Origin of the sequence: Mesorhizobium sp. C277A, assembly GCF_040324395.1 — a bacterium.
GTDB lineage: Bacteria > Pseudomonadota > Alphaproteobacteria > Rhizobiales > Rhizobiaceae > Mesorhizobium.
This window is the reverse complement of the sequence record NZ_JAMYVW010000002.1, coordinates 1,359,381-1,385,430: the sequence shown is the minus strand read 5'-3', so window position 1 is coordinate 1,385,430 and position 26,050 is coordinate 1,359,381. Positions and strand designations below refer to the sequence as shown.

The following is a 26,050-nucleotide window of genomic DNA, read 5'->3' as shown; positions in this document are numbered from 1 at the left end:
ACCGCTATTTTCGCTCCTGCCGCCCCTGCAGCAAGGCTTCGGTGAGCGTGATCTCGGTAAACAGCGCCCGCGCCGTATGGTCGTTGATCGCGCCGCTGCTTAACATGTCGCGCACGGCGATGCGCTCGGCCTCGATGCCGGCAAGCCGCATTTCGAGCTCCAGCCGCCCGGCTTCGCGGGCCTCTGCCCGGGCGTCGTCGGCCTCGTCCGAGGTGGCGATCCGGCGCCGGTAGCCGGCGACGATGTTTTCGGCGGCGGCAAGCCTGGCGCCGGGCACCTCGCCCTGGTCGTCGTCGCTGGCGCCCGCCATGCTTTCGACGCGGGCGATGGCCGCCTTGGCGGCGCCGATGCGGGCGAGACGCTCCTCGATGGCGCTGCCATCCTCGCCCGGCTCGACCAGCCCGCGCGCTATCTTCGGCAGCGCCACGCTGGCGATGGCGAGCGAACAGATGATGACGCCGGCGGCGAGGAAGATCACCAGGTCGCGCGCGGGAAAAGGCGAGCCGTCCGGCATGGCGAGCGGGAGCGACAGGATGCCGGCCAGCGTGATCGCGCCGCGCACGCCCGCCACCGAGCCGGCAAGCCGCACACGCATCCCGAACGGCTCGGCCTTGCGCTTTCCCCATTTTGCCTTGAGGCCTGCCGCGATGTCGCCGACCCAGATCCAGAGGAAGCGCAGCGCGATCAGGCACAGCGTCAGCGCAATCACCGTCGCGACCGGCTGGATGATCGGGTAATGGCCAGTCAGTTCGGGCGGCACGCGGCGAATGATTTCGGGAAGCTGCATGCCGAGCACGATGAACAGCGCGCCATTGTAGACGAAGGACAAGGTCGTCCACAGCGAGATCGTCTGCATGCGCGCCGAGACGCCGAGGAAGCGGAAGACGCCGGAGCCGCCGGTCAAAAGCCCGGCGGTGACCGCCGCCAGAATGCCTGAGGCATGCAGATGTTCGGCGACGAGATAGGCAATGAAGGGCAGCAGGACCATGACCAGAACCTGCGCCTCGGCCGGAACGCCGCCGATGCGATTCAGAAGCTGCAGGAGCCTGGCGGCGATGAACAACGCGGCGATGCCGGCCAGGATGCCGATGGCGACGGCATAAACGAAGCTCAGCGATGCATCGGCGAAGGAAAAGCTACCGGTCACGGCGGCGGCGACGGCGAAGCGGAACATGACCAGGCCCGAGGCGTCGTTGAGCAGCGCCTCGCCTTCCAGAATATGCATCAGCCGCGCCGGCACCAGGCTTCTGTCGACGATCGAGGACACCGCCACGGCGTCGGTCGGGGACAGCACGGCAGCGAGCGCGAAGGCGACGACCAGCGGGATGCTCGGCACCAACCAGTGCAAGGCATAACCGAAGCCGACAATGGTAAAGAAGACCAGCCCGATGGCCAGATCGAGGATCGGTCCGCGCAGCGCGATCAGCTCGCGTTTGGGCGCTCCATAGGCATCGCCGAACAAAAGCGGCGGGATGAACACCAGCAGGAAGAGTTCGGGGTCGATCTCGACATGGATGCCTTTCACCGGCCATGCGAGCGCGGCGCCGATGGCAATCTGCAGCACCGGCAGCGGCACCCGAACCAACCGCACCAGTGCGCCGGAAAGAGCGACGAAGACCAGCACGGCGAGGATGAAGATTGCGACCTGCATGGCGCGATTCCGGCTGTTTTGAGGACCATGCGCAATTGCCGTTAGTCCGTCCAGATGGGCCTGCGGCGCAACGTCCGGCAGTGTTCATGGCCTGCATGGCTGGCGGCCACCAGTCTTCTTCTGTTGGGATGTCGAACGGAAAAGGCCGCCTCACGGCGGCCTTTTCATAAACAATTCAGGCACCTAGAGCGAAGAGGTGATCTGCAGTTCGCTGGCGCCATCGAGCGCGTAGACGTCGTCGCGGAACTGCACGACGCCCGGACCCGTCGACCAGGCCGACACATAGAGGAAGTGGACCGGAACCGGGTTGACGACCTGCACCGGCGTGTTCTCGCCGGTCTTGATGGTAGCCTCGAAATGCTGGCGGTCCCAGCCGGGTGTGTCGCGCAGGATCCATGTGACGAGGTCGCGCACGTTCTGGACACGCACGCAGCCCGAGGAATCGAAGCGCATCATCTTGCCGAACAGGCTTTGCTGCGGCGTATCGTGCATGTAGACGCCGTCGGGGCTGGGGAAGTTGATCTTCACCGAGGCCATGGCGTTGCCGGAACCCGGATCCTGGCGGAAGCGGTATTTCGCGGCATCATCCGTCGACCAGTCGACAGTCATCGGATCGACTTCGCTGCCATCAGGCGCAAACAGCCGGATATGGCTGTCCTTGAGATAGTCGGGGTTCTTCCGCATCAGCGGAATGATGTCCTTGCGCACGATCGAGACCGGCGCGTTCCAGTAAGGATTGACGATGATCTCGTTGATCTTGGAATTGACCACCGGGGTCTGGCGGTCGATCTTGCCGACGATTGCGGTGTGGCGCAGCACGACGCGATCGTTCTCGACCGCCTCGATCTGTGCCGCCGGGATATCGACCAGCACATAACGGCTGCCCAGCGTGCCGGCCTTTTCGCGCAAGCGCTCCAGATTGGTCTGCAGCTGACCGAGGCGGATCTGCGCCGAAACGTTCATCGCCGCATAAGTGTACTTGCCCATGGCACCGTCGGCCGGCAGGCCATGGCGCGCCTGGAAGCGCTTGACCGCGGCGTCGACGTAGGAATCGAACGACGTCGAAATGCCGGCGCTCTGCGCCAGATCGCCCGAAACCATCAGCCGCTTGCGCAGCGGCACCACGTCCGGATCGTCGACGCCAAGCTGCAGCTTCTTTGTCGCCGGCACCTCGCCCCAGCCGCCCTGGGCGACGATGTTCTGATACTGCGCCACAGCCTGTTCGGTGAAGGCGACCGTCTGTAGGCTGAAGATCGGCAGCGTCGAGGCGACCTTGCCGCCTTCGGAGGCGCGGGCGTCGAACTGGTCGTCCCAATTGCCACGGTTCGAAGACTTCAGGATATCGTCGATCACATCCTGCGCGCTGGCGGCATTGGCAACCATGGCAACGGCGAGCGCGGAAGCTCCGGAAAGGAAAAAGCGGCGGCTGGTTCTCATGGACGTTCCAGACATTCTTGTCGTGTTGGCTTGTAGCGTTTGGCTGTTGCAGCGTTCGGCTACGTGCTCGATTTTGGGCGATATCGCCCGCACTTTAAAGTTGGCATTGTTAAGAATTAGCCAACCATGACCTGCGTCACCTGGCCGTAAAAAGCGGACGGCGATGCGACGTTACAGGCGCGCGAACAGCTTTCGCCGCCGCATACCCACACCCCTCGCTTCCACCGCGAATATGGCGGCAACGTGGCTTTGCGCCGAATTTGGAAGCGCCGGCGGCTCGAAAAGAAAAGGCCGGTGCTTTTCGGCACCGGCCTGTTGGCTGAGACTTTCCTCCGGCCGCGCTTCTTCCGGCGCAGCTGCTATTCAATGGCCCGCTGATTACATCCTGTAGGCAATCGTGTCGTTCCAGAAGCGGTCGAGGCGCTGCAGCGCGCGGTTCATCTGCTTGAACTCTTCGCTGTTGATGCCGCCGACCTGTTCGATCGAGCCGACATGGCGCTCATAGAGACCGGCGACGACTTCCGCCACTTCATTGCCCTTCGGCGTCAGCGAAACGCGGACCGAACGGCGGTCGATGCGCGAGCGCTGGTGGTTGATGAAGCCGAGATCGACCAGCTTCTTCAGATTGTAGGAGACGTTCGAGCCGAGATAGTAGCCACGCGAGCGCAGCTCGCCGGCGGTCAGTTCGGAATTGCCGATATTGAACAGAAGCAGCGCCTGGATGGCATTGATGTCGGAACGGCCGTTGCGGTCGAACTCGTCCTTGATCACGTCAAGCAGACGGCGATGCAGACGCTCCACCAGTTGCAGCGATTCCATGTAAAGCGAACGGATAGCCTCGCGGCGATCGTCGGATACGTTGGCGGTCTTCGCCGCCGGACGCGAATTGATCATTGTCTTTGCCTCTCGTTTGTCGCCCTGGTGATTTTTTGTTTTTCACCTTGATTGCGACACTATCGAATACTCATAAAATTCGACTTAAACGCTAGGGCTAACAAGAGCTTACCGGTAATAGGTTTCGCAAGACGCTTAACGAACGGTCACCCGAGCAAGGATAATTAACCTAAAGATTTACCCAATGGCTGCGGGGCGGCGTTTCAGGCGCGCGCGGGGCGCTTGCGCATCCAGATAACGACGCGGAAGGCGATGTAGAGCAGCGCCACCGCGGCATGCGAGAAGACGATCAGCGGCCGGTGGCCGTACAGATCGGGGAAGCCGGCATACATGATGGTCTCGGTCACCGCGCAGATGAACCAGATCACCGGGCCCCACGACGCCAGCATCCAGAGGCCGGCGGCGGCGAAGGGGAAGAACACGGCCAGCATCACCGCCACGACCTGCCAGTGCACCGGCATCAGGTCGAAGCGCCACAGCGGGCCGGGATAAAAGCCGATCAGCCGGATCCAGTACAGGATGCCGAACAGCAGGCAATAGCCCGCTATGACGCGCTGGAACCAGGCGAAGATGATCTCGACACCCGAGGGCTGCAGCACGATGCGCCGCGACGTGACCTCGCTCACAGTTCGAGTTCCCGTTCGAGCGGCGCGAAATAGGCGTCCACCGAAGCAGCGTCGACCTCGGCCAGGCTTGCCGGCCGCCACTGCGGCGTCGAACCCTTGTCGACGAGGACGGCGCGGATGCCTTCATAGAAGTCGTGCCCGGCCAGCATGCGGTTGAGGATGCGGAACTCCATCTTCATGCAGGCTTCCATCGACAGCGTCAGCCCGGCGCTGATCTGGCGCCACGCGACACTGAGGCTGGTCGGCGAGCGGGTGCGGATGGTGGCCAGCGTCTTGGCGGCAAACTCGTCGGCGCCTGCCGCGCGCTCCAGGCTCTCGAGGATTTCGGCGAGCGAGGGTTGGGAAAAATGCCGGGCAATGGCTTCCAGCACCGGCTGGCCGGTCTCCCGCCTGGCCGGCACGAAAAAGCCGCGCAGCACCGATTCCGGATCGCCATTGGCGCAGAGCCGATCGAGAAAGGCAGCCTGGTCGGCGGCCTTGATGGTGTGGGTGGCCAGGCCAGACCACAGCGCATCGCCATAGCGAATGCGGTTGCCGGTCAGCGCCAGATACATGCCGAAGCTGCCGCCAAGGTCAGGCAGAAGATGGCTGCCGCCGACATCGGGGAAGAAACCGATGCCGACTTCGGGCATGGCGAACTGGGCGTTCTCGGTCAGCACACGCTGCGAACCGTGGAAAGAGATGCCGACGCCGCCGCCCATAACGATCCCGTCGATCAGCGCGACATAGGGCTTTTTGTAACTGTTGATGCGGGCGTTGAGCCGGTATTCGTCGGCGAAGAACTCGACCGGCGGCTTCCCGGCGCGGGCCTCGTAGACGTGCATGATGTCGCCGCCGGCGCAAAACGCCCTGCCCTCGGCCTTGACGACGACGACATCGATGCCGACGTCGCGCTCAAAAGCGTCGAGCGCCTTGTCCAGCGCCTTGATCATGCGATGTGTCAGCGCATTGAGCGCCTGCGGCCGCGTCAGCGTGACGACGCCTGCCTTGCCCAACCGTTCGAAGCGGATCTTGTCGCCGCCGCCAAAAACCATCGTCAGAGAATCCCTCCCCGCGCCTGCGGGACTGAAGTGCTAAAGGTGGCGCATGGGTGCGTCAACCGGCGGGCGCGGTTTGGATTTTCGCAAGGGAACGCGACCGTGCTTTGCCCCCGACAGAAATGCGCGCAAAATTGCCGGGCAAAACAGCCTTTCTTCTGATGCAGGGACAAACGCATGACGCTTGAAACCGCAGCGCCGAGCCATGGCTGGGAGATGCCGAAAAAGTTCGACCCGGATGATGTTCTCAGCCGCCCGCTGATGGCCAATCTGGCGACCGTGACCGCTGACGGTGCGCCGCGCAACGCGCCGATGTGGTTCATCTGGGAGGACGCTGCGATCTGGCTGCTCGGCTCGACCGGCGCAAGTGCTGTCAAACACCTCGAACGTGACCCGCGCTGCGCCGTGGAGATCGTCGACAATGAGGCCGGCATCCTGCTGCATCTCGGCCTGCGCGGCGTCGCCACCATAGAAGCTATGGCGCCGAACCGCTTCAAACGGCTGCTGCACAAATATCTCGGCCCGGAGGCGACCTGGAACCGCTGGTTCATCGACAATGTCGCCGACATCGGCCATCCGGACGGGCGCCTGATCCGGCTCGCCCCGGAGAGCACCTTCACAACAATGTGTCGTTCTTCAAAACCGGCCCAGAACTGGCGTGGCCGCCAAAGCCGTAAGCACCGCGTCATCGGCTGGCACAATCGTGTCGCATTGGTCAGCGGCAAGGCCTCGTGGTAAAAGCCGCCTCGACCCGGAGTTTTTGCGATGAACAAATTCACCCCCGCGACGAGCAACAAATTCCCGCCGGCAAAGCTCGGCGCACGCAGCGTCGACGAGATCACCGGCAGCCGCCGCTTGCGGCGCATGCGCAAGGCCGACTGGTCGCGCCGCCTGGTGCAGGAAAACCGGCTTACGGTGAACGATCTGATCTGGCCGATCTTCGTGATCGACGGCAAGAACACGCGCGAGCCGATCGCCGCCATGCCCGGCGTCTTCCGCCTGTCGCTGGACCTCGCCGTCAAGGAGGCCGAGCGGGCCGCTAAGCTCGGCATTCCGGCGATCGCCACCTTCCCCAATGTTGAACTCAGCCTGCGCGACCAGACGGGATCGCACATCCTCGACCCGGAAAACATAATCAACCGCGCCACCCGCGCCATCAAGGACGCAGTGCCCGAGATCGGCATCATCACCGATGCCGCGCTCGATCCGTTCACCTCGCACGGCCATGACGGCATCTTGCGCGACGGCATCATCGTCAATGACGAGACAGTGGAACAGGTGACCGCCGCGGCCGTCATCCAGGCAGCGGCCGGCGCCGACATCATCGCGCCGTCCGACATGATGGACGGCCGCATCGGCGCCATCCGCGACGCACTCGACGCCAACGGTTTTTCGGATGTGGCGATCATGTCCTATGCGACGAAATTCGCCTCCGCCTTCTACGGCCCCTACCGCGAGGCGGTCGGCACCGCCGGCCTGCTCAAGGGCGACAAGAAGACCTACTATCTCGACCACGCCAATTCCGACGAAGCGGTGCGCGAGGCCGAGCAGGATATCGCCGAGGGCGCCGACATGCTGATGGTCAAGCCCGGCCTGCCCTATCTCGACATCATCCGCCGGCTGAAGGACGAGTTCCAGATGCCGACCTTCGCCTACCAGGTGTCAGGCGAATATTCGATGATCAAGGCGGCGGCCGCCAATGGCTGGATCGACGGCGAAAAGGCAATGCTGGAGAGCCTGCTCGCCTTCAAGCGCGCCGGCTGCGACGGCATCCTGACTTACTTCGCGCCGGAAGTGGCGCAAATGCTGAAGGGATAAATTCACTCCAGCACATAACTCTCTTTGACATTTCTTGTTTCGAAGTCCAGCCGACCACGCCCGCAAACCGACATGTCTTGGAACAAGTCGGGATTCTTGATGCCTGCTTCGACACAGGCTTCTCTCAATTTGGCGGTGCAAATGACGATGCCCATGTTCTTCTGTTTGAAGATATGCGCATCGCCAACAATCTCCTCCTTGAAATAGAAGCACGCGCCTCCGGCGCGGTCGTAGTGGACGCCTCCATTCTCGCCGATCAAAAGCCTAAACTTCGACGATTCGAGATCCACGGCATCAATCTTGCGAACGATGTCGCAAAGGTAGTGCTTTGGTTCGATCGGCTTTCCGCTCAAATAGAATACGTCGCAGTCGTTAAACACGACCCCATCGGGGTCGACTGACTGCAGAACTTCCTTCAGGCGCTCGGATACAAGCCAGTAACAATGAAAATCTTCTAAGTCTTTTGGTGGCCTGCAATAGGCTGTCGCTTCAGGCCGTAGCCTGGGCGTCTCCGGGTACTCAGGAAAGCCGTATCCCCCAAACTCCGTCGGCCCGAGCAGTATGCGGGGTGGCGGCACCAAAGCTTGGGCGTTTTCCAGCTGAAGACAATGGGACCCGCCGCGATATGTCGGTCCGATCTGGAAGAATTTTCCATGTTTCTTGAATTTCGCCTCTTTGCGGAAAACCCGCTCTGGGACTTGAGCTGGCCTATTCTGCGGGCGGTTCCGGTTGGCAAACAGTTTTGCAATGAGTGAAATAATGGTCACGTGCGCGCCTGCTCAGTTTACCGACTTTCGAGTTCAAGACTAAATCGCGTGAGAGTACCCGTCCACCTGCTTCGCGCCCGAAGTGGCGCAAATGCTGAAGGGTTAGCCGGAACCCTGATACACCGGGTTCCGGCTTTTCCTCACGCCTTCGGCAAATAAGGGATCGTTCCAGCGAGATCGGTATCGTCGATCAGTTGGAAGCGGCTGTCGCTGCCCTTCCGGCGCTCCGCCACAAACGGAGCGTATTGCGGATCGTTGGTGAAGGCTTCGGCTGCCTTTGCCGACGGAAACGCCATGATGGCGATCAGGCTGGTGTCGAGCGGCTTGCCCTCCAGCGTCTTCACATTGCCGCTGCGGGCGAGATACTTGCCGCCATGCTTGTGGACGAGGTCATGCACCGAAGCGGCATAGGCCGGCACCCATTTGTCGTCCTTCACCTTGATGTCTGCGATCACGTAAGCGGTCATTGTCCAACTCCTCATCGATCGGCACCGGACTGCCCGGTGACGTGACCGCTGCCTCGCATGGCGGCGCCGGACCGCTCCAGTCACAGAACTGTACCGGGGGTGCCAGTACAGCTTCTGTACTGGCTGAACTCAGGTTTTCTGAATAAGGTCCGGCAACATCTTTTGGAGCTCACCACATGACACAAGCCGGTTACAAGCAATTCTGCCCGCTCTCCATGGCCGCCGAGCTGCTCTGCACACGCTGGACCATGGTGCTGCTGCGCGAACTGGTGGCGGGATCGACCCGCTTCAACGATTTGCGCCGCGGCGTGCCGAAAATGTCGCCAACCCTTCTGTCGCAACGGCTCAAGGACCTCGAGGCCGGCGGCATCGTCGAGCGGACCGAGATCGCGACCGAGAAGGGCGTGTTCGAATACCGGCTGACCGAGGCGGGCCGGGATTTGCGCCCGGTTGTCGAGGCGATGGGGTTTTGGGGCCAGAAATGGGTCGAGGCCAGGCTGTCGCTCAAAAACCTCGATCCGTCGCTGCTGATGTGGGACATGCGGCGCAATCTGAACCCCAGCCCGCTGCCGGACGGGCGCACCGTGATACAATTCCTGTACCATGACCTGCCGGCGTCAAAACGATCGTGGTGGCTGATCGTCGAAAAGCAGGGCGAGGTCGATCTTTGCTGGTACGATCCGGGCTTCGACGTCGATCTCTACGTCTCGACCGATCTGTGCACCATGACCTCGATCTGGATGGGGCTGACGACAGTTCATAAGGAACGCGACAAGATCAGCCTGACCGGCGATCTCGACGTCGCCGGCAAGATGCAGATCTGGCTTGGGCTCAGCCCGTTTGCGGTGATGCCGAAGCGCGTGGCGGCTTGAGGTCCCTGCGCATTCCACAGATCGGCTTGCCTCTAAAAACTACTTGCGATATGCAATCGGTTTGGATACTGATTGCAAATCGCAACTGGTCACCAAAGGGAGTCTTCCATGTCCAAACTGCGCGTCAATGCCTTCACCTTGTCGCTCGACGGTTTCGGCGCCGGTCCTGACCAGGACCTGCAAAATCCGCTCGGCGTTGGTGGCGAAGATCTGCACAAATGGATGACCGGCACCCGCACCTTCCACGAGATGGTCGGCAAGGATGGCGGCACCACCGATGTGGACGACCGGTTCACCATCGGCAGCTTCCACAATGTCGGCGCCTGGATCCTCGGCCGCAACATGTTCGGCCCAATCCGCGGCGAATGGCCGGACGAGAGCTGGAAAGGCTGGTGGGGCGACAACCCGCCCTATCATGTGCCGACCTTCGTGCTGACCCATCACAAGCGCGACCCCATTGCGATGGAAGGCGGCACCGTTTTCCACTTCGTCACCGGCGGCATCCACGCCGCGCTCGAACAAGCAAAGGCCGCGGCCGGCGGCAAGGATGTCCGCGTCGGCGGCGGCGTTTCCACCATCCGGCAATATCTGCAAGAGAAGCTCATCGACGAGTTGCATCTGGCCGTGTCGCCAGTGTTGCTCGGGAGGGGCGAGAGCCTGTTTGCCGGGCTGGATATGCTGAAGCTGGGTTACCAGTGCACCGAGCAGGTGGCGACAGCGCTCGCCACGCATGTGACGATCAAGCGGGTGTAGTGGCGAAGTGATAGGCGCAGGCTTCTTTCTCCCCGTTCTACGGGGAGAAATGCCCGGCAGGCAATGAGGGGCAGCGCTGCTTTGGAGGTTAGCAGCGTCCGACGGCTGTGAATTCGTCGCCGGAGCTGCCCCTCATCCGCCCTTCCGGCACCTTCTCCCCGTGAAACGGGGAGAAGGAAAAGTGCTCAATACTTCTCCGGCACGTAAAGCTCGCGCGGCAGGACCTGGCGCTCGTACTCCGGGTTGAACACCCGCTCGGGCAGCGTGATTTCTTCGTGCGGCACGTCCTCATAGGGCAGCTGTTTGAGGAGATGGTCGATGCAGTTCAGCCGCGCCCGCTTCTTGTCGTTGCCTTCGACGATGTACCACGGTGCCTCTGGGATGTTGGTGCGGGCAAACGTCTCTTCCTTGGCCTTGGTGTACTGCTCCCAGCGCACGCGCGACTGCAGGTCCATCGGCGACAGCTTCCACTGCTTCATCGGGTCGTGGATGCGCATCATGAAGCGCATCTGCTGTTCCTCGTCGGTGATCGAGAACCAGTATTTGACCAGCGTGACGCCGGAGCGGACCAGCATGCGCTCGAACTCCGGCACGTCGCGGAAGAACTCTTCGACCTGATCGGGTTCGGCAAAGCCCATCACCCGCTCGACGCCGGAGCGGTTGTACCAGGAGCGGTCGAACAGCACGATCTCGCCGCCGGCCGGCAGATGCGGCACGTAGCGCTGGAAATACCACTGCGATTTTTCGCGCTCGGTCGGCGCCGGCAGCGCCACGACGCGGCAGATGCGCGGGTTGAGGCGCTGGGTGATGCGCTTGATGACGCCGCCCTTGCCGGCGGAATCGCGTCCTTCGAAAACCACCACCAGCTTCTTCTTGTGGTAGGCGACCCAGGACTGCAGCTTGATTAGTTCCGACTGCAAGCCGATCAGGTCGCGGAAATACTGCATGCGGTCGATCGACGGCGGATGCGCGTTCTTGTAGATCTTGGAGATCTCCAGCGACAGCGCCGGCTCCGACATTTCAAGCTCATAGTCCTCGTCGAGCATGTCGGCGAGTTCGGCTTCCAGCCAATCCCTGGCCGGAGAATTCTGCTTCAACTCGGTCATTTCCACTGCTCCGCTTGCCGGCTGACATGAAACCCTGAGCCGACTTGATATAGGCCGGCAATGACGGTTTTATTGCAACCCGCCAGCCAGCCGATCATCGCTGCAAATCGGCGAGGCATGGCTGATCCATCGCCGTGGCATGGCGACAAGCCGCTCAAATTGTCCTACAAATGGCGGACCCGTTCGGGCTGCCCGCCCTTCTCCAGTAAATCCCCACCCACCAAAATTGCGAGGACCGACATGGAATACCGCACGCTTGGCCGTTCCGGCTTGAAAGTTTCGACGCTGACCTTGGGAACCATGACCTTCGGCGGCAGCGGGCCGTTCGCTGCCGTCGGCAATTCCGATCTCGCGGAGGCCTCGCGCATCATCGACACTTGCATCGATGCCGGCATCAATCTCATCGACACCGCCAATGTCTATTCGAACGGATTGTCGGAAGAGATCATCGGCGAGGCGCTCGGCGGCAAGCGCAAGAACGACGTGCTGATCGCCTCCAAGGCGCGCATGCGGATCGGCAAGGGCCCCAATGACGAGGGCCTGTCGCGCCATCATCTGATCCGCGAATGCGAGAAGAGCCTGAAGCGCCTCAGGACAGATGTCATCGACATCTATTTCCTGCACGAATGGGATGGCGCGACGCCGCTCGAGGAAACCATCGCCGCGCTCGACACGCTGGTTGCCCAGGGCAAGATCCGCTATGTCGGCTGCTCCAACTATTCCGGCTGGCAGGTCATGAAGGCGCTCGGCATCAGCGACAGCCAGCACCAGCCGCGCTTCGTCACCCAGCAGATCCACTACACGCTGGAAGCACGCGAGGCCGAGTATGAGCTCTTGCCGATCTCGGTCGACCAGGGCCTTGGCGTGCTGGTGTGGAGCCCGCTCGCCGGCGGCCTGATGTCGGGAAAATACCGCCGCGACAGTCCGACGGCGCGCCAGATCGGCGGCTGGTCGGAACCACCGATCCGCGACGAGGACCGGCTGTGGCGGATCGTCGACGTGCTGGTCGACATCGGCGCCACTCGCGGCGTCTCGGCGGCCCAGGTGGCGCTGGCCTGGCTGCTTGGCCGGCCGGCCGTCAGTTCGCTGGTGATTGGCGCACGCAACGAGGCCCAGTTGAAAGACAATCTCGCCGCGGCAAGCCTGACGCTGTCCTTTGATGAACGCCAGCGCCTCGATGCCGTCAGCCGGCCGCCGGAGCTCTATCCCTACTGGCACCAGCAGTTTACGGCGAAGGACCGCTTCGGCCCGGCCGATCTGGTTATGGACCGCAGCGTTATCTGACTTAAGGGCGCCGGAAGCGGCTAGCCCGCGATAAACCGCCAGACCTGCGGATCGGGCTCGATCTGGCCGCTGAGCACGAAATATTTGTAGAGCACGAGCAGGCAGATCGCCTGCTCGGCCCGCTCGTCGGCGAATTTGCGGCAATAGGCGTTGGCCGCCGCAACGATGCGCTGGGCCTCGGCCGGATGCTGCTCGAGATGATGCACCCGCTCGGCCAGATCGCTGAAGTCGGGCGCCAGCGGCACATAATGGACATCGGGCTCGAGTTGCCCCTCGGCGAACCAGGTCTCGTAAGTCGGCGGCGGCATCAGGCAGAGCGAGTTCGAGCTCATGATCCATTTCAGATTGGTCGCGACATCATTGCCTTCGAGCGAGATGATGTAGCGGTAGCGGCGCTGCTGATCGATGCTGAGATAGGGCTTGCGGTATTCCGCAAGTGCTGTCGCCCTCGGCGTGCCGACATCGCAGAACGGCAGATTGCGGGCTGCATCCAGCAACAAGGTGCGGATCGGATTGTTGAGTTCGCCGCGCCAAACGACGAGCGGATGCTTGTCGGCGAAGGCGACATCGTCGGCCGGCATGTAGAAATGACGGAACTTGTTCAGCTTGAACAGGACGCCGTTGCCGTTGTCGCCCGCTATCGGCCGGTCCTTGACGATCGACGGCATCTTCGGCACTTCGATGACGTCGCCGAATTCCAGGTCGATGCGCAGATCTGGGTCGAAATAACGGGTGAACTCCTTCAGATCGTAATAGTACATGCTGCGGTCCGACGGCAGCCGGCTGACCGGCACGGCCTCGGGGCTGGGGCTAAAAGGCTCCCGCAGCGTGTTGTAGTAATTGAGCCGCTGGCGGACCGATGCGTCGGAAAGCCTGGCCTGATCGAGCAGCCGGCCGAGCCGGCGCCGGAAAAGAACCGGCGGCGCGATGTCGCGCATGGCGTTGCGCGCATAGTAGATCAGCTTCTGTGCGTTTCTTTGAAGCGTGGCCATCGGTCGTTTTGATTCGAAATCGGTCGGCGGCGGCTCCAGCAACTGTCCCGCAGCCTTTTCTAAACCATTGTGTTCGCCATCACGCAAGTCCAGAACCGCTGGCATCTGCCCTCGCGGCGCTGTTGTGTTTGCCGGCCAATGCTTCTAGGCAGGATCAGGCACAGCGAAAGGAAACGATATGGCTCGACCACCGAATTACGGTCAGGAACGCAAAGAGCGCGACCGGCAGAAGGCCGCCAAGAAGGCGGAGAAGCTCGCCGCCAAGGTCGCGGCCAAGGAGCGCGCCGAGCCTGAGAACGAGGCAAGTTCCAAAACCGACACCGAGACAGAAAAATAGGCAAGACAGGATCACCGGCCCGCGAAACGGGCCGGATCCTGGCAAAATGCCGGTGTGATCAGGCCGATGTGATCAGGCCGGGGCCTTGTCGCTGACGAAGACGTTGACCTCGCGCGCGGCGGCGATGAAGGCGCGTCTTGCAATCATCGCCGGCTTGTCGCCGGCCAGCGCGTCATGGCAGGCCTGCAGCGCTTCGCGGTGCTTGGGGCTGCGCTTGCCGGGCCAGCTGTTGAGCAGGTAATCGGAAGCCTCGCGCACCGTACGCAAGAGCTGAGTGCTTCCCTCCGTGCCCGACTTAACGGTCACGGGTGTTTCAAATCGGTTGTTTTCCATGGCCGCCTCTTACGCCATCGGCGTCCGCGAAGCGAGGCCGAAAGCGGATCGCGACGGCGTTCTTTCGTTTTCGTGACCAGTATCAAGCGGCGACGACGGCAAAACCCCTGGCGCGTAGGCCGCGCCGGTCATTGTGCAACGACGTCACCAGGCGGGCGCGGCTGCCGGCTATATGGGCGGAAAGTCGCGCCGCCGCCGCATCGGCATCGCCGGCCCGCACCGCTGCCAGAATGGCGTGATGCTCGCTCCAGGCGCGGCCAAGGGCCGCCTCGTCGCGCACCTCCAGCCAGCGCGCCCGCGACAGCCGCGTCATGGCATCGCGCACGGCCCGAAACAGGAACTCGTTGCCGGAGAGCCGCGCCAGTTCGATATGGAAATCCATGCCGACGCGGTGCCATTCCTCGCGCGGCGTGGCAGTGTCGCAGGAGTCCAGCATCGCCTCGATGACATCGGCTGCGCTCCTGTCGGCCAGCGCCGAAGTCAGCCTGACCGCCGCGACCTCGACCGCTTCGCGGTACACCGCGATCTGTTCCAGTTCGGCAAGGTTGATCGGCGACACGGTCCAGCCGCGCCCGTCGCGGCAGATCAGCCCTTCCGTCTCCAGCCGCAGCAGGGCTGCCCTGACCGGCGTGCGCGAGGCGCCGAAGCGGCTCTCGATCCAGCGCTCCGTCAGCCGCTCGCCAGGACCGACCTCAAGGCCAAGGATCATCTCGCGAAGCGCTTTTTCGACGATCTGCATCTGCGACATAGTTGCTTCCATTGCTGGCGATCGGCCTTGCCCGTTGGTCTTGCCGATCACATTGAGAGCGCCTGATTGACAGCAGCCGGGCTTTGCGTCCATGAGGTACCAAGTTGGTATCCCAAAATGGTATCCGCAGCAAGCGGACAGGATAGGACATGCCGCAGGACAGTGCAGCGCAGGCCGCCGAAGCGCCTTCCACCTACAACATTCATTGGCGGCGCAACCTGCTCGTGTGCTTTGCCGGATCGTTCAGCACGCTTGTGGCGATGACGCTGTTGCTGCCGTTCCTGCCGCTCTATGTCGAACAGCTGGGCGCCGTGGGCCACGCGGCGATCGTGCAATGGTCCGGCATCGCCTTCGGCGCCACCTTCCTTGCCGCCGCCCTTGTCGCACCGCTGTGGGGGCGGCTCGGCGACCGCTACGGCCGCAAGGTGATGCTGGTGCGCGCCAGTTTCGGCATGGCGATCTGCATGTCGCTGACCGGCATGGTGCAGACCGTCTGGCAATTGGTGCTTTTGCGCCTGCTGATCGGCTTTGCCGGCGGTTATTCCTCAGGCTCGACGATCCTTGTCGCCATGCAGACGCCGAAGAAGCGCTCCGGCTGGGCGCTCGGCGTGCTGTCGGCCGGCATCACCGCAGGCTCCCTGGTCGGCCCGTTGCTTGGCGGCGCGCTGCCGCCATTGATCGGTATTCGCGCCACCTTCCTCATCGCGGGCGGCGTCATTTTCCTGGCGGCGCTGGCGACGACGTTCCTGATCAAGGAGATGCCTCGCCCGCCAATGCAGGCACAACCCAAGGAGAAACCAAAGGGCGGTTGGGCGCAGATCCCCGACAAACGCCCTGTCGTGGCGATGCTGGCAACCGGCATGCTGTTCACCTTCGCCAACATGTCGATCGAGCCGATCATCACCGTCTACGTCCAGCAACTGGTCGCGGACGCAAGCCGGGTGACGCTGGTCTCCGGTGTCGTCATGTCGGCGGCGGCGCTGGGCGCCATCCTGTCGGCGTCACGGCTGGGTAAGCTCGCCGACCGCATCGGCCACTGGAACGTCATCGTCGCATCGCTGGCCGTCTCGGCGCTGCTGTTGATACCGCAGGCCTTCGTCACCGAGAGCTGGCAGTTGGTCGGGCTGCGGTTCCTTATGGGTCTGGTGCTGGGCGGGCTGTTGCCCTGCATCACCAGCGTCATCCGCCACAATGTTCCCGATGGGGTCGGCGGCAATGTGCTGGGCCTGGCAATCTCGGCGCAATATGTCGGCCAGGTCGCGGGGCCGCTGCTGGGCGGCTTCGTCGGCGGCCATTTCGGCATGCGCGCGGTGTTTCTCGGCACGTCGGTGCTGATGGCGGGCGGTGCCGCGTATAATTGGCTGGCCCAGGCGCGCCGCACGCGCGACATGCTGGCGATATCGGAAAAATCCTGACAGACAGGTCGCGCCGCCTATCGTCAATCACGGAGCCCGAGACATGAGCATCGCCGAGTCAGCACCAGCAAACAGCGCGCGCATCCTCGTTTTCGCCGGCGGCATTGCCGGCGCGGCGGGCGTGGCGCTGTCGGCGGCTTCAGCGCATCTCGGCGGCGCGTTCGTCGGCACGGCCGCATCCTTCCTGCTCATGCATGCGCCGGTGTTTTTGGCCGTCGGCCTCGCCGGCGCAAACCGGATCTTGCGGATCGGCAGCCTGGTGCTGCTCGTCGGGCTTGTTCTGTTCTGCGGCGATCTGCTGGCACGGGATTTCGTGGGATCGCGGCTGTTCCCGATGTCGGCGCCGATCGGCGGCACCTTGCTCATCGCGGGCTGGCTGGTGATCGCGGCCTCGGCGCTCGTGCGGCAACGGTCCTGACGAGCCAAGAACCCTGCCCCATCAGATATCACACGAGGCTTAATCCTGCCGGTTTTGCGGCAGCAGGTCGCGGTTGCGCTTGGCAGACTTGGTCGGCCGCCGCCTTTCCGGCTGCTCCGTGGCAGGCGAGATACCCCAGTAGTTGCGATAAATGTCTTCGAACAGATGCTTCACGGGATGCATGTTCGTTCTCCTCTTCAAGAACTTGAATCGATCCAATCAGCTGGCACGAAAATGCCGGGGCCGATCAGTTGCGCTTGCGTTTCACAAGGTGTTGCAGGTCACGCCTCCACGGCCCGACCTTGTCGCGGCGCTTGCGGGTGGCGGCGTCGGAGACTATGCCCCAATCATTGCCATAGATGTCTTCGAACAGATAATTCACGGGATGCATGGCACCCTCCTCTTGAATCGATCCAAGTTGTACTTGGTGAACCCCTTGGATCGATTCAAATATAGACTCTCTCCGCCGTCCGATCAAGGGAAAATTTGAACCGATCCAACGAAAGTGCTAAACAGGCTCCGGTTCAGGAGACGAAAATGACGGCATTGACCTCCGGCAAGACGAGACCAGTGCGGCTTGCCGACATCGCCAAGGCGGCCGGGGTCTCGCACGGTACCGCGTCCAACGTGTTCGCTCGCCCGGAAATCGTGCGCGAAGAGGTCCGCGAGCGGGTCAAGGCGGCGGCGGAAGCGATGGGCTATGCCGGCCCGGATCCCAAGGGCCGGCTGCTGCGCGCCGGCAAGGTCAACGCCATCGGCGTGGCAACGGCAGAACCATTGTCCTATTTCTTCGACGATCCCTTTGCCCGCGTCATGATGGCCAGCATTTCGCAGGCCTGCGACGCCACCGGCGCCGGAATTTCGCTGGTCTCGGCCGCCAACAGCGAGCAGCTCGCCTGGAACATCCAGAGCGCCCTGGTCGACGGCTTCATCGTGTTCTGCATCGAGGGTGGGTCGCGGCTGGTCGAACTGGCGCGCGAACGCAAACTGCCTTTCGTGGCGCTTGATCTCGATTCGGAAAATGAGGCGGTCGCTGCGATCGGCGTCGACAACGTCGCCGGCGCGGGTCTGGCGGCGCGCCATCTGGCCGAGTTCGGCCATCGCAGCTTTGCCGTACTCGCCCTGGAATCTGCCGACGCTGGCTTTGGTCCCGTCACGCAGGAGCAAGTCGAGACGACATCCCTCTACTCGGGCACACGCGACCGTCTGCGTGGCTATTTCGGCGAGCTCTCCCGCTTCGGCATCGACGTCTCGCAAGTGCCAATCTACGAAACCCTCAATGACGAGGCGAGCGTGCGGGCCGGCCTCGATCATATTTTCGCGCTGCCGCAGACGCCGACGGCAATCCTGGCCATGTCGGACAAGATCGCGCTGCATGCGCTCGACTGGCTGCGCGAGCGTAACATTGCCGTGCCGGGCGATGTGTCAATCGTCGGCTTCGACGGCGTGCCGGAAGGCGCCGACTCCGAGCCGCCACTAACCACTGTCGCCCAGCCGATCGCCGAGATGGGCCGCCTGGCCGTCAAGGCGATCCTCGAAAATGACGGCTCGCAGCACCGGCAATTGCTGCCGGTCGATCTTGTGGTGCGGGGGTCGTCCGGCCCCTCGCCTGCTAGCTAGGCGGCTGATGTGGGATCATCGGCTTAGCCTTGGCATCGCGGGCATGCCGAAGGTCTGGTGAACGGCTGGCGCTTCTTTGCGAACCGGCTTTTTGCCCAAGCCGATGCCGGACAGCCACTCAAGATAGAAGGCGAGCGCGAATTGCATGGCGATGCCGGCCGAAATCAGCAAGACGTCATAGGCAAAGCCGCCCGGATTGATCAGCTTCATCACCTGCGCCGCCATGGCGATCAGCGTGCCGGCGAGGAACACCGGCAAGGAGCGCTTGCCGAGCAGGGCAAGCGGATGGTCCGGGCTGAGACGGAACAGGTTCGAGAAAGCCGGCAGGGCGACGATCAGATAGCTCACCGCCAATATGTGCAGGAGCCGCGGCAGCGACAGGAACGTCTTGTCGAAGCCGCCGATCACCACGGGCAGGTTAAACCACGTTATCTCGCCCCAGAGCGGGCTGTGCACCCAGACCGCCGCTGCCGCGACATAGGTCGCCGCGGCGCCCACCAGCCAACGATTGACGGGAATTGTGCCGCCGCGCCTGACATGCAGCATGCCGGCAAGGCCGATGTTGAACAGGAATTGCCAGGACAGCGGGTTGAGGAACCAGAAGCCGGGCTCGGGATAGTTCGGCGGCGCGATCTGCCAGAGGCCGGCGACGAGCCACAGCGCGCCGGAAAAGACCAGCGCCGGCAGCGGCCGGTAGCTGACGAAGAGCAGGAAGAGCGGCGCCATCAACAGCAGCGCCGCATAGACCGGCAGGATGTTGTTGTAGCCAAGCTGGTGGCCGAGCGTGACAATGCCGATCATGACCTCCGGCGTGTTCTTCATCAGCGGCTCGATGTTGATCAGCTTGAGCAGTTCCGGCCGCCGGCCGAACACCGCCGCGGCGCAGAACAACGCCATCACAACCATGGTGGTGACGATGTGGGCGCTGTAAAGCACGCCGGCCCGGCGCCACATCTTCAACATCGCCAGCAGCCGGCCGCCCGGCTGGAACTTGGTGCCATATGCGAGTGCGACCGACATGCCGGAAATCAGCACGAAGGCTTCCGCCGCGTCCGAGAATCCGAAATTCTTGTAGGTCAGCGTTTCGAAGACGGTGCCCGGCACGTGGTCGATATAGATGGTCAGGAGTGCGAGCGCACGGAACACGTCAATGCGCGTGTCGCGATCGGGGATACGCGGAGCGCGATCGGCGATACGCGGAGCGCGATCGGCGATAGGCGGGGCGCGATCGGGCGGGACTGGCAGGGTCATCGACAAAAGGCCTCAAAGGAGAGCAAGGATGCTCGCGTTGTTCATGCCGGGATGCGACCATCGGCGCACACCGCTTCGATTCCTCCCGCAGGGAGCATATCGGCGCAGAAACGGTCTGAAATGAGCCTGTTGCAATCACATTTGGCGGAGCGTGAAAATATTCCGTTTTGAAGCTGGCAAAGGACCAATGTCTCCGTGAAAACAACGAGATATGAGCGTGGATCGATATAGCGACGAGAACGCCTTTCTGCACCAGGATCTGGCCTTTCCCTACCGCCTCCTCAAGCCGGAGAATGCCGGCGGCGAGAGCCTGTTTTTACTGCACGGATCGGGTGTCGACGAAACGACGATGGTCCCGATTGCGAGGCAGATCGCCCCTAACGCCACGCTGGTCGCGGTGCGTGGCCGCATCCGCCAAGAAGACGGCTTCCGCTGGTTCGAGCGGATCACGCCGACCAGTTTCGAACAGGCGAGCATCCGTGCCGAAACATCGTACTTTGCCGCCTTCGCAAGCGAGGCCGCAAAGCGCCACGGGCTCGACCTCGCCCGGGCGACTTTCCTCGGCTATTCCAACGGCGCCAATCTGGTTTCCAGCCTGATGCTGCTCAACTCCGGCCTCGTCCGAAAAGCGGCGTTGCTGAGAGCAATGCCCGTGCTTGACGATGCGCCGGCAACCGATCTGACAGGAAGGCGCGTCCTGATTGTCGCTGGTGCCGCGGACGAGACCTACGGGCCGTTTGCGCCGCCACTGGTGAGGCTGCTCAACAAACATGGCGCCGAGGTCGATGCGCGCATCGTGCCTTCAGGTCACGAAATCGGCGACCCGGATGCCGCCATCGTCCGGCAATGGCTGGCGGGACCAGCATTGGTCGCACGCCAGGCAGGCTAAGAGACCTTGGTAGACCGCATCGGCGCCCGGCGGAACGGCTGAGCAGATGCTCGTCGCCTAGCCCTGTCCCATCCGGTTCCAGGCATCGAGCCCGGCGATCTTGTAGGCTTCGGCCAGCGTCGGATAGTTGAAGGTGTTGTTGACGAAGAAATCAACCGTGCCGCCGAGGTTGATCACCGCCTGGCCGATATGGATCAGTTCGGTGGCGCCTTCACCGACGATGTGGGCGCCGAGCAGGCGGCGCGTTTCGACCGAGAACAGCAGTTTCAGAAAGCCGGAGTTGACGCCCATTATGTGGCCGCGCGAGGTTTCGCGGAACCGCGCCAGACCGACTTCATAAGCAGCGCCGCTCTCGCGCACCTGCTCCTCCGACTGACCAACGGTGGAGATTTCCGGCACGGCGTAGATGCCATAGGGGAAGGTTTCCGGCGGCGGTGGCAGTTGCACGCCGAAGGCGTGGCAGGCGGCCACCCTGCCCTGCTCCATCGATGTCGAGGCAAGGCTGGGGAAACCGATGACGTCGCCGGTGGCATAGATGTTGGGCGCACTGGTCTGGAAGGTCTGCGGATCGACCTTGATGCGGCCCCGGGAATCGGCCTCGATGCCGACCACGTCGAGGCCGAGGCTGCCGAGATTGCCGCTGCGGCCGGCGGCGTAAAGCACGATCTCGGAGCGGATGGTGCGGCCATCGGCGAGCGTCACTTCGGCATAGTCGGGTTTTGAGACGATTTCCTTGACCGTACTGCCGAGGCGAATGGTCATGCCGCGGTCGCGCATCTGGTGGATGAAGTCGTCGACGATCTCGCGGTCGACGAAATCGAGGATGGTGTTGCGCGGCTCCACCAGCGTCACCGGTACGTCGAGCGCCGAAAAGATCGTCGCATATTCAACGCCGATGACGCCGGCGCCGATCACCGTCAGCGTGCGCGGCAGATGGTCGAGTTCCAGCATCTCATCGCTGTCGAAGACGCGGATCTTGTCGAAAGGCACGTCGCGCGGCCGGTGCGGCCTGGTGCCGACCGCGATCAGCGCATTGGTGAAACCAACCTCCGAGTAGTCGCCATTGTCTGCCGTCAGGCTGACCTTGTTTGGGCCGACGAATTTCGCCATGGCGCGGACGCTTTTGACGGCGTTGCGCATAAACTGGTGCTGCAGCACCTCGACCTCGTGGTCGAGCGTCTTGTGCAGCCGCTCGACCAGGTCGGCGATGGAGATGTCCTGCTTGACCCGGTAGCCGCGGCCGTAAAAGCCCCGCTCGCGCCAGCCGGACAGGTTCAGCACCGTCTCGCGCAGCGTCTTCGACGGGATGGTGCCGGTGTGCACCGAGACGCCGCCGAGGCGCCGGCCCCTGTCGACCACCAGCACCGATTTGCCGAGCTTTGCCGATTGCACCGCGGCGCGGCGCCCGGAAGGGCCGCTGCCGATGACCAGCATGTCGTAATCCATGTAACCCCGTCCCCTCGGCGTCTTGTTGCGCCGCAGCAAGCTAACGCCATCCGTCCACCAAATTCAATCGGCTCAACCGCGTCACACTGCCGACCCGGACCGATGGACGAACCGATCTTGATTCCGCCCGCGGTCTTCACCATTTCAGTGGCGGCGCACCCTAGCGTGGCGCCTGTTACGAGGACATGACATGAACGCGCGCGTACTTGACGGCGAAATCATCACCAGCAGGCTCGACGACGTCAGGGCCTATGACGGTGTGCGCACGCGGCGCATCCTGGCCTTCATCATCGACTATTGCATCGTGGCGCTGCTCACCATTCCGTTCGCGATCCTGGTGGCCGTGCTTGGCCTTTTGACATTCGGTCTTGGCTGGGCGCTGTATTCCATCCTCGTGCCGGCGGTCGCCATTCTCTACATCTGGAACACGCTGGGCGGTCGCTACCAGGCCACATCAGGCATGAAGATGATGGGCATTCGGCTCGATCGTCTCGACGGCAGCCGTATCGACGGCCTCACCGCCGTTGTCCATTCGGTGCTGTTCTGGGCGAGCACGGTCATCCTGACGCCGCTCGTCCTCCTGGTGACGCTGTTTTCCGATCGCAAGCGCACACTGCACGACCTGCTGCTTGGCACCGTCGTCAGCCGCAGCGACCGTTGAACCGGCGTTCAACCGACGCCAACAGGCATTTGTGCGCAAATGTGAAGGGGTCCGTTCAACCCCGCCTTCACAATCCTGTTGAATTTTTCGCCAGCCAAGCCAAAGGTAGAGCGATTCGCAGGAGTGTTCCCAAGGTTCGATGACGCACCATCCGACCCAGTCGCCGCAGTTCTTCCTGACCGCGCCATCGCCGTGTCCGTATCTTGAGGGCCAGTTCGAACGCAAGGTGTTCACGCATCTGGTCGGCGACAAGGCGCCGGAGATGAACGACCTGTTGACGCAAGGCGGTTTCCGGCGCTCGCAGAACATCGCTTACCGTCCCGCCTGCGAGACCTGCCGCGCCTGCGTCTCGGTGCGCATCCTGGCGCAGGAGTTCACCGCCAGCCGCAACATGAAGCGGGTGATCCAGCGCAATTCCGATCTCATCGGCGCCATGCACGACGCGCAGCCGTCGACCGAGCAGTATTCGCTGTTTCGCGGCTATCTCGACGCCCGCCACCGCCGCGGCGGCATGTCCGACATGACGGTGCTCGATTACGCCATGATGGTCGAGGATACCCATGTTGACACCAAGGTGATCGAATACCGGCGCCGCGGCCCCGACACATTTATCACCGGCAAGGGCCAGGGCGAGCTGATCGCCGTGGCGCTGACCGACAAGATGGCCGATGGCCTGTCGATGGTCTATTCCTACTTCAATCCCGAGTTCGAGGACCGCTCGCTCGGCACCTTCATGATCCTCGACCATATCGCCCGCGCCCGGGCCATGGGCTTGCCCCATGTCTATCTCGGCTACTGGGTCAACGGCTCGCGCAAGATGAACTATAAAATGCGCTTCATGCCGCAGGAGCATCTCGGCCCGAAGGGCTGGGAACGCTACGACCACGAAGCGGTCACGCGCTGATTTTTCTTCTTACCAGATCCTGATCTAAACATTTTCAGCCGAGACGATGCTGGTCTTCCGCCCGTTGGCGGGGCGATTGCGCCGACCGGCATCTGCTCAAATCATTGCGAAAGCCGTTGCATGTCCTCTCACAATGCCCAAACCAAAGGACTTCTGCTCACCGCGCTTGGCGGGCTGGCGCTGACCATCGACATTCCCCTGATCCGGCTCGCCCATGGCGAAGCCTGGACGATCCTTTTGCTGCGCACCGGCTGCACCTTCGTGGCGGGGCTGATCGTATGGGCCATCTGGCGCTCGTTCAGCAAGAATGCTCCGCAGCTGATACCCGGCTGGTCGGGGCTCGTCGTCGCCACCCTCTACGGGCTCGGCGCAATCGCCTTCATCACTGCCGTCTACAACACCTCGACCGCCAATCTGGTTTTCATCCTGGCCTTCTCCACCATGTTCTCGGCGCTGCTGTCGTGGCTGTTCCTGAAGGAGCGACCGCAGCCGCTGACGCTTGCGGCAATGGCGCTGATGATCGTCGGCATCGCGATCATCGTCGGCGATTCCGTCGGCACGGGAAATCTGTTCGGCGATGTGATGGCGCTGTGTTCGGCCTTGGCGATTGCCTGCGCAATCACCGTTTCACGCGCCAGCGGCAGGGATATGGGATTCACCGCGCTGACCGGCGTCCTGCTGCCGTTCGGGCTGGCGGCGCTCATGGTCTCCAGGACCGGTTTCCAGGTGGAAGCGCCATGGTGGATCGTTTTCAACGGCGCCGTCATCATGCCGTTCGCCTTCTTCTGCCTAGCCAACGGGCCGAAATACATTTCAGGCCCGGAAGTGGCGATGTTCTATCTCCTGGAAACGGTTTTGGCGCCGGTCTGGATATGGATGATCTTTGCCGAGACGCCGTCGCGCAACAGCTTGATCGGCGGCGTGATCCTGATCGTCACGCTGGTTGCCCATTCCCTGTGGCAGTTGCATGAAGGGCGCAAGCGCCGGGCAGCGCTCGCCGTCGCTTACCCAGCCTGACTTTTCTTCGCCGGGCCGGCGACAATCTCGATCTGCGGCGGCCCGCCTTCGAGCTCGGCCGCCGCGTCGGGAACGGTGTCTTCGGCCAGTTCCACCTCGCGCAGCCATTCGCGCCAGATCGCGACGAGCAGCGCCATCAGCACCGGGCCGATGAACAGGCCGAGAAAGCCCATTGTCTTTACGCCGCCGATCAGGCCGAAAAAAGTCGGCAGGAAGGGCAGCTTGATCGGCCCGCCGACCAGCTTCGGGCGCAAGGTCTTGTCGACGATGAACAGTTCCACTGCGCCCCAGATGAACAGCGCCAGACCCGCCATCGGCGAGCCGCTGGCGGCGAGGTAGATCGACACAAGCGTAAACGACAGCGGCGCGCCACCGGGGATCAGCGCCATCACGCCGGTCAATGCGCCCAGCGTCACCGGCGACGGCACCCCGGCCAGCCAGTAGGCGATGCCGAGCACCAGCCCCTCGCCGATGGCGATCACGGTCATGCCGGTAACGGTCGAGGAAATGGTCGCCGGCACGACGCGCGAAATCCGCTCCCAGCGCGTCGGCAGGATGCGTTCGCCGAGCCGGTCGATCTGGCTGGCAAAGTGTTCGCCGTCGCGGTAGGCGAAGAACAGCGCGATCATCATGAACAGCAGCGTCAGCAACAGGCCGAAGGCGCTGCCGCCGGCAGCCAGCACGCCGCGATAGATGCTGCCGATATTGGCGCCGCTGACCAGCTGGATCAGCTCGCCGATGCCGCCGGGATGGCCGAAATTGTCGATCCACTGTTCGTTCAGCCACTCGCCGACGACAGGCAGCGAGGTGATCCAGTGCGGTGTGACCGCGCCGTGCCTGTTGGTCTCGATCGCCCAGCCGACCCATTCGCGGACCTCGTTGATGGCGTAGGTGCCGGCGAGCGCTATCGGCACCACCAGGAAGGCGAGGATGAACAGGATGGCGAGCGTCGCGGCGACCGTGCGGTTGCCTCCGACACCGGCAAGCAGCCGGCGGTAGAGCGGCCAGCTGGCAAAAGCAATGACGAGGGCTGCCAGCACGGGAAACAGGAACCCGTGGAAGAAATAGACGCCGGCGGCAACGATCAGCACCAACAGCCAGCGCGCCGCCGACAGCGGCGGAATAACGGCTGATCGCAACGGAGTCGACAGGCCGAACAGGCGCTGCTGACGCTCAGGCTTCTGGATCTTCGCTTCCTTCAAACGGTCAATTCTCCCCAGCCTACACGGCGTTTATGCACTGTTATAGTGCCGCAATCGTGACGATAGTCCAAATGGTTGGTGAAGCTGCCAATCTCCCCCTTGTGG

The 26,050-nt window shown here is 62.9% G+C and carries 29 protein-coding genes; 13 read left to right on the top strand and 16 right to left on the bottom strand.

Annotated elements, in window-relative coordinates; genetic code table 11:
- Positions 1 to 4 precede the first annotated feature (4 nt).
- The 5 genes from NKK52_RS06820 to NKK52_RS06800 form a co-directional block, all read right to left on the bottom strand.
- Positions 5 to 1,651, bottom strand: coding sequence for a Na+/H+ antiporter (locus tag NKK52_RS06820; RefSeq protein ID WP_023752010.1), 1,647 nt, complete (start codon positions 1,649 to 1,651; stop codon positions 5 to 7).
- A gap of 183 nt (positions 1,652 to 1,834) precedes the next feature.
- Positions 1,835 to 3,088: a L,D-transpeptidase family protein gene (locus tag NKK52_RS06815; RefSeq protein WP_023682396.1), complete on the bottom strand. Its 1,254-nt coding sequence runs from the start codon at positions 3,086 to 3,088 to the stop codon at positions 1,835 to 1,837.
- 378 nt (positions 3,089 to 3,466) lie between these two features.
- A complete protein-coding gene (gene ldtR / locus NKK52_RS06810) occupies positions 3,467 to 3,982 on the bottom strand; it encodes a transcriptional regulator LdtR (RefSeq protein WP_023672997.1) in 516 nt (171 codons plus the stop codon).
- A gap of 203 nt (positions 3,983 to 4,185) precedes the next feature.
- A complete protein-coding gene (locus NKK52_RS06805) occupies positions 4,186 to 4,608 on the bottom strand; it encodes a DUF6163 family protein (protein WP_023682398.1) in 423 nt (140 codons plus the stop codon).
- Entirely contained in the window at positions 4,605 to 5,642 is a 1,038-nt protein-coding gene (locus NKK52_RS06800; RefSeq protein ID WP_023682399.1) for an enoyl-CoA hydratase/isomerase family protein, read from the bottom strand. Before NKK52_RS06800 ends, NKK52_RS06805 begins: the two co-directional genes overlap by 4 nt.
- Positions 5,643 to 5,822: 180 nt before the next feature.
- Here NKK52_RS06800 and NKK52_RS06795 point away from each other — a divergent pair, with 180 nt between their 5' ends.
- Complete coding sequence (locus NKK52_RS06795) at positions 5,823 to 6,383, top strand: pyridoxamine 5'-phosphate oxidase family protein (protein ID WP_023682400.1); 561 nt, start codon at positions 5,823 to 5,825, stop codon at positions 6,381 to 6,383.
- Between the two features lie 27 nt (positions 6,384 to 6,410).
- Positions 6,411 to 7,463, top strand: coding sequence for a porphobilinogen synthase (gene hemB, locus NKK52_RS06790; protein ID WP_023682401.1), 1,053 nt, complete (start codon positions 6,411 to 6,413; stop codon positions 7,461 to 7,463).
- A 2-nt stretch (positions 7,464 to 7,465) separates the two neighbouring features.
- Here the strand turns inward: hemB and NKK52_RS06785 are convergent, their stop codons facing one another.
- Together NKK52_RS06785 and NKK52_RS06780 are read right to left on the bottom strand one after the other, a co-directional pair.
- Positions 7,466 to 8,230: an imm11 family protein gene (locus tag NKK52_RS06785; RefSeq protein ID WP_023715392.1), complete on the bottom strand. Its 765-nt coding sequence runs from the start codon at positions 8,228 to 8,230 to the stop codon at positions 7,466 to 7,468.
- Between the two features lie 140 nt (positions 8,231 to 8,370).
- The gene (locus tag NKK52_RS06780) at positions 8,371 to 8,697 is read right to left on the bottom strand and encodes a DUF1330 domain-containing protein (RefSeq protein ID WP_023673003.1); all 327 of its coding nucleotides are present in this window, start codon (positions 8,695 to 8,697) and stop codon (positions 8,371 to 8,373) included.
- 176 nt (positions 8,698 to 8,873) lie between these two features.
- Between NKK52_RS06780 and NKK52_RS06775 the strand changes: the two genes are divergently transcribed.
- Entirely contained in the window at positions 8,874 to 9,569 is a 696-nt protein-coding gene (locus NKK52_RS06775) for a winged helix-turn-helix transcriptional regulator (protein WP_023682403.1), read from the top strand.
- 108 nt (positions 9,570 to 9,677) lie between these two features.
- The gene (locus NKK52_RS06770) at positions 9,678 to 10,322 is read left to right on the top strand and encodes a dihydrofolate reductase family protein (protein ID WP_023682404.1); all 645 of its coding nucleotides are present in this window, start codon (positions 9,678 to 9,680) and stop codon (positions 10,320 to 10,322) included.
- 185 nt (positions 10,323 to 10,507) lie between these two features.
- Here the strand turns inward: NKK52_RS06770 and ppk2 are convergent, their stop codons facing one another.
- Complete coding sequence (gene ppk2, locus NKK52_RS06765) at positions 10,508 to 11,428, bottom strand: polyphosphate kinase 2 (protein WP_023682405.1); 921 nt, start codon at positions 11,426 to 11,428, stop codon at positions 10,508 to 10,510.
- 240 nt (positions 11,429 to 11,668) lie between these two features.
- On the opposite strand from ppk2, the gene NKK52_RS06760 reads away from it, so the two are divergent.
- Positions 11,669 to 12,712 carry an aldo/keto reductase gene (locus NKK52_RS06760; RefSeq protein WP_023682406.1) on the top strand — a complete coding sequence of 348 codons (1,044 nt, stop codon included), beginning with the start codon at positions 11,669 to 11,671 and terminating at the stop codon, positions 12,710 to 12,712.
- Positions 12,713 to 12,732: 20 nt separating this feature from the next.
- Here NKK52_RS06760 and NKK52_RS06755 read toward each other — a convergent pair whose 3' ends face one another.
- Positions 12,733 to 13,704: a glycosyl transferase family 90 gene (locus NKK52_RS06755; protein ID WP_023682407.1), complete on the bottom strand. Its 972-nt coding sequence runs from the start codon at positions 13,702 to 13,704 to the stop codon at positions 12,733 to 12,735.
- Between the two features lie 178 nt (positions 13,705 to 13,882).
- Here NKK52_RS06755 and NKK52_RS06750 point away from each other — a divergent pair, with 178 nt between their 5' ends.
- Entirely contained in the window at positions 13,883 to 14,041 is a 159-nt protein-coding gene (locus NKK52_RS06750; protein ID WP_023673009.1) for a hypothetical protein, read from the top strand.
- A gap of 72 nt (positions 14,042 to 14,113) precedes the next feature.
- On the opposite strand, the gene NKK52_RS06745 is transcribed toward NKK52_RS06750, so the two are convergent.
- Positions 14,114 to 14,347 (bottom strand): DUF982 domain-containing protein, encoded by a 234-nt coding sequence (locus tag NKK52_RS06745; RefSeq protein WP_245259900.1) that lies wholly within the window; start codon positions 14,345 to 14,347, stop codon positions 14,114 to 14,116.
- A gap of 109 nt (positions 14,348 to 14,456) precedes the next feature.
- Positions 14,457 to 15,122 carry a GntR family transcriptional regulator gene (locus NKK52_RS06740; protein ID WP_023689520.1) on the bottom strand — a complete coding sequence of 222 codons (666 nt, stop codon included), beginning with the start codon at positions 15,120 to 15,122 and terminating at the stop codon, positions 14,457 to 14,459.
- 149 nt (positions 15,123 to 15,271) lie between these two features.
- Between NKK52_RS06740 and NKK52_RS06735 the strand changes: the two genes are divergently transcribed.
- Both NKK52_RS06735 and NKK52_RS06730 read left to right on the top strand, forming a co-directional pair.
- Positions 15,272 to 16,537, top strand: a complete 1,266-nt coding sequence (locus tag NKK52_RS06735; protein WP_023682410.1) for a multidrug efflux MFS transporter — start codon at positions 15,272 to 15,274, stop codon at positions 16,535 to 16,537.
- 43 nt (positions 16,538 to 16,580) lie between these two features.
- The gene (locus NKK52_RS06730; protein ID WP_023673013.1) at positions 16,581 to 16,955 is read left to right on the top strand and encodes a DUF423 domain-containing protein; all 375 of its coding nucleotides are present in this window, start codon (positions 16,581 to 16,583) and stop codon (positions 16,953 to 16,955) included.
- 39 nt (positions 16,956 to 16,994) lie between these two features.
- Here NKK52_RS06730 and NKK52_RS06725 read toward each other — a convergent pair whose 3' ends face one another.
- Together NKK52_RS06725 and NKK52_RS06720 are read right to left on the bottom strand one after the other, a co-directional pair.
- Entirely contained in the window at positions 16,995 to 17,138 is a 144-nt protein-coding gene (locus tag NKK52_RS06725) for a hypothetical protein (RefSeq protein ID WP_023673014.1), read from the bottom strand.
- Between the two features lie 64 nt (positions 17,139 to 17,202).
- Positions 17,203 to 17,346 carry a hypothetical protein gene (locus NKK52_RS06720; protein WP_023682411.1) on the bottom strand — a complete coding sequence of 48 codons (144 nt, stop codon included), beginning with the start codon at positions 17,344 to 17,346 and terminating at the stop codon, positions 17,203 to 17,205.
- 146 nt (positions 17,347 to 17,492) lie between these two features.
- On the opposite strand from NKK52_RS06720, the gene NKK52_RS06715 reads away from it, so the two are divergent.
- Positions 17,493 to 18,575 (top strand): LacI family DNA-binding transcriptional regulator, encoded by a 1,083-nt coding sequence (locus NKK52_RS06715; RefSeq protein ID WP_023682412.1) that lies wholly within the window; start codon positions 17,493 to 17,495, stop codon positions 18,573 to 18,575.
- 15 nt (positions 18,576 to 18,590) lie between these two features.
- Here NKK52_RS06715 and NKK52_RS06710 read toward each other — a convergent pair whose 3' ends face one another.
- A complete protein-coding gene (locus NKK52_RS06710) occupies positions 18,591 to 19,826 on the bottom strand; it encodes an OpgC family protein (protein WP_023682413.1) in 1,236 nt (411 codons plus the stop codon).
- Positions 19,827 to 20,043: 217 nt separating this feature from the next.
- Here NKK52_RS06710 and NKK52_RS06705 point away from each other — a divergent pair, with 217 nt between their 5' ends.
- On the top strand, positions 20,044 to 20,715 hold the full coding sequence (locus NKK52_RS06705) for an alpha/beta hydrolase (protein ID WP_023682414.1): 672 nt from the start codon (positions 20,044 to 20,046) through the stop codon (positions 20,713 to 20,715).
- Between the two features lie 57 nt (positions 20,716 to 20,772).
- Here NKK52_RS06705 and sthA read toward each other — a convergent pair whose 3' ends face one another.
- Entirely contained in the window at positions 20,773 to 22,161 is a 1,389-nt protein-coding gene (gene sthA / locus NKK52_RS06700) for a Si-specific NAD(P)(+) transhydrogenase (RefSeq protein ID WP_023682415.1), read from the bottom strand.
- A gap of 190 nt (positions 22,162 to 22,351) precedes the next feature.
- On the opposite strand from sthA, the gene NKK52_RS06695 reads away from it, so the two are divergent.
- From NKK52_RS06695 to NKK52_RS06685, 3 genes are all read left to right on the top strand, one after another.
- Positions 22,352 to 22,822: an RDD family protein gene (locus tag NKK52_RS06695; RefSeq protein ID WP_023682416.1), complete on the top strand. Its 471-nt coding sequence runs from the start codon at positions 22,352 to 22,354 to the stop codon at positions 22,820 to 22,822.
- A gap of 139 nt (positions 22,823 to 22,961) precedes the next feature.
- Positions 22,962 to 23,726, top strand: coding sequence for an arginyltransferase (locus NKK52_RS06690; RefSeq protein WP_023682417.1), 765 nt, complete (start codon positions 22,962 to 22,964; stop codon positions 23,724 to 23,726).
- A gap of 120 nt (positions 23,727 to 23,846) precedes the next feature.
- A complete protein-coding gene (locus NKK52_RS06685) occupies positions 23,847 to 24,743 on the top strand; it encodes a DMT family transporter (protein ID WP_023682418.1) in 897 nt (298 codons plus the stop codon).
- Here the strand turns inward: NKK52_RS06685 and NKK52_RS06680 are convergent.
- A complete protein-coding gene (locus tag NKK52_RS06680; RefSeq protein WP_023682419.1) occupies positions 24,731 to 25,945 on the bottom strand; it encodes an AI-2E family transporter in 1,215 nt (404 codons plus the stop codon). The genes NKK52_RS06685 and NKK52_RS06680 overlap by 13 nt on opposite strands.
- Positions 25,946 to 26,050: the final 105 nt, after the last annotated feature.

What these genes read in the sequence shown, in the direction of transcription:
- NKK52_RS06820 (WP_023752010.1), bottom strand. Translation starts at nt 1,651, where the DNA reads ATGCAGGTCGCAATCTTCATCCTCGCCGTGCTGGTCTTCGTCGCTCTT.
- NKK52_RS06815 (WP_023682396.1), bottom strand. Translation starts at nt 3,088, where the DNA reads ATGAGAACCAGCCGCCGCTTTTTCCTTTCCGGAGCTTCCGCGCTCGCC.
- ldtR (WP_023672997.1), bottom strand. Translation starts at nt 3,982, where the DNA reads ATGATCAATTCGCGTCCGGCGGCGAAGACCGCCAACGTATCCGACGAT.
- NKK52_RS06800 (WP_023682399.1), bottom strand. Translation starts at nt 5,642, where the DNA reads ATGGTTTTTGGCGGCGGCGACAAGATCCGCTTCGAACGGTTGGGCAAG.
- NKK52_RS06795 (WP_023682400.1), top strand. Translation starts at nt 5,823, where the DNA reads ATGACGCTTGAAACCGCAGCGCCGAGCCATGGCTGGGAGATGCCGAAA.
- hemB (WP_023682401.1), top strand. Translation starts at nt 6,411, where the DNA reads ATGAACAAATTCACCCCCGCGACGAGCAACAAATTCCCGCCGGCAAAG.
- NKK52_RS06780 (WP_023673003.1), bottom strand. Translation starts at nt 8,697, where the DNA reads ATGACCGCTTACGTGATCGCAGACATCAAGGTGAAGGACGACAAATGG.
- NKK52_RS06775 (WP_023682403.1), top strand. Translation starts at nt 8,874, where the DNA reads ATGACACAAGCCGGTTACAAGCAATTCTGCCCGCTCTCCATGGCCGCC.
- NKK52_RS06770 (WP_023682404.1), top strand. Translation starts at nt 9,678, where the DNA reads ATGTCCAAACTGCGCGTCAATGCCTTCACCTTGTCGCTCGACGGTTTC.
- ppk2 (WP_023682405.1), bottom strand. Translation starts at nt 11,428, where the DNA reads ATGACCGAGTTGAAGCAGAATTCTCCGGCCAGGGATTGGCTGGAAGCC.
- NKK52_RS06760 (WP_023682406.1), top strand. Translation starts at nt 11,669, where the DNA reads ATGGAATACCGCACGCTTGGCCGTTCCGGCTTGAAAGTTTCGACGCTG.
- NKK52_RS06755 (WP_023682407.1), bottom strand. Translation starts at nt 13,704, where the DNA reads ATGGCCACGCTTCAAAGAAACGCACAGAAGCTGATCTACTATGCGCGC.
- NKK52_RS06750 (WP_023673009.1), top strand. Translation starts at nt 13,883, where the DNA reads ATGGCTCGACCACCGAATTACGGTCAGGAACGCAAAGAGCGCGACCGG.
- NKK52_RS06740 (WP_023689520.1), bottom strand. Translation starts at nt 15,122, where the DNA reads ATGTCGCAGATGCAGATCGTCGAAAAAGCGCTTCGCGAGATGATCCTT.
- NKK52_RS06735 (WP_023682410.1), top strand. Translation starts at nt 15,272, where the DNA reads ATGCCGCAGGACAGTGCAGCGCAGGCCGCCGAAGCGCCTTCCACCTAC.
- NKK52_RS06730 (WP_023673013.1), top strand. Translation starts at nt 16,581, where the DNA reads ATGAGCATCGCCGAGTCAGCACCAGCAAACAGCGCGCGCATCCTCGTT.
- NKK52_RS06725 (WP_023673014.1), bottom strand. Translation starts at nt 17,138, where the DNA reads ATGCATCCCGTGAAGCATCTGTTCGAAGACATTTATCGCAACTACTGG.
- NKK52_RS06720 (WP_023682411.1), bottom strand. Translation starts at nt 17,346, where the DNA reads ATGCATCCCGTGAATTATCTGTTCGAAGACATCTATGGCAATGATTGG.
- NKK52_RS06715 (WP_023682412.1), top strand. Translation starts at nt 17,493, where the DNA reads ATGACGGCATTGACCTCCGGCAAGACGAGACCAGTGCGGCTTGCCGAC.
- NKK52_RS06710 (WP_023682413.1), bottom strand. Translation starts at nt 19,826, where the DNA reads ATGACCCTGCCAGTCCCGCCCGATCGCGCCCCGCCTATCGCCGATCGC.
- sthA (WP_023682415.1), bottom strand. Translation starts at nt 22,161, where the DNA reads ATGGATTACGACATGCTGGTCATCGGCAGCGGCCCTTCCGGGCGCCGC.
- NKK52_RS06695 (WP_023682416.1), top strand. Translation starts at nt 22,352, where the DNA reads ATGAACGCGCGCGTACTTGACGGCGAAATCATCACCAGCAGGCTCGAC.
- NKK52_RS06690 (WP_023682417.1), top strand. Translation starts at nt 22,962, where the DNA reads ATGACGCACCATCCGACCCAGTCGCCGCAGTTCTTCCTGACCGCGCCA.
- NKK52_RS06685 (WP_023682418.1), top strand. Translation starts at nt 23,847, where the DNA reads ATGTCCTCTCACAATGCCCAAACCAAAGGACTTCTGCTCACCGCGCTT.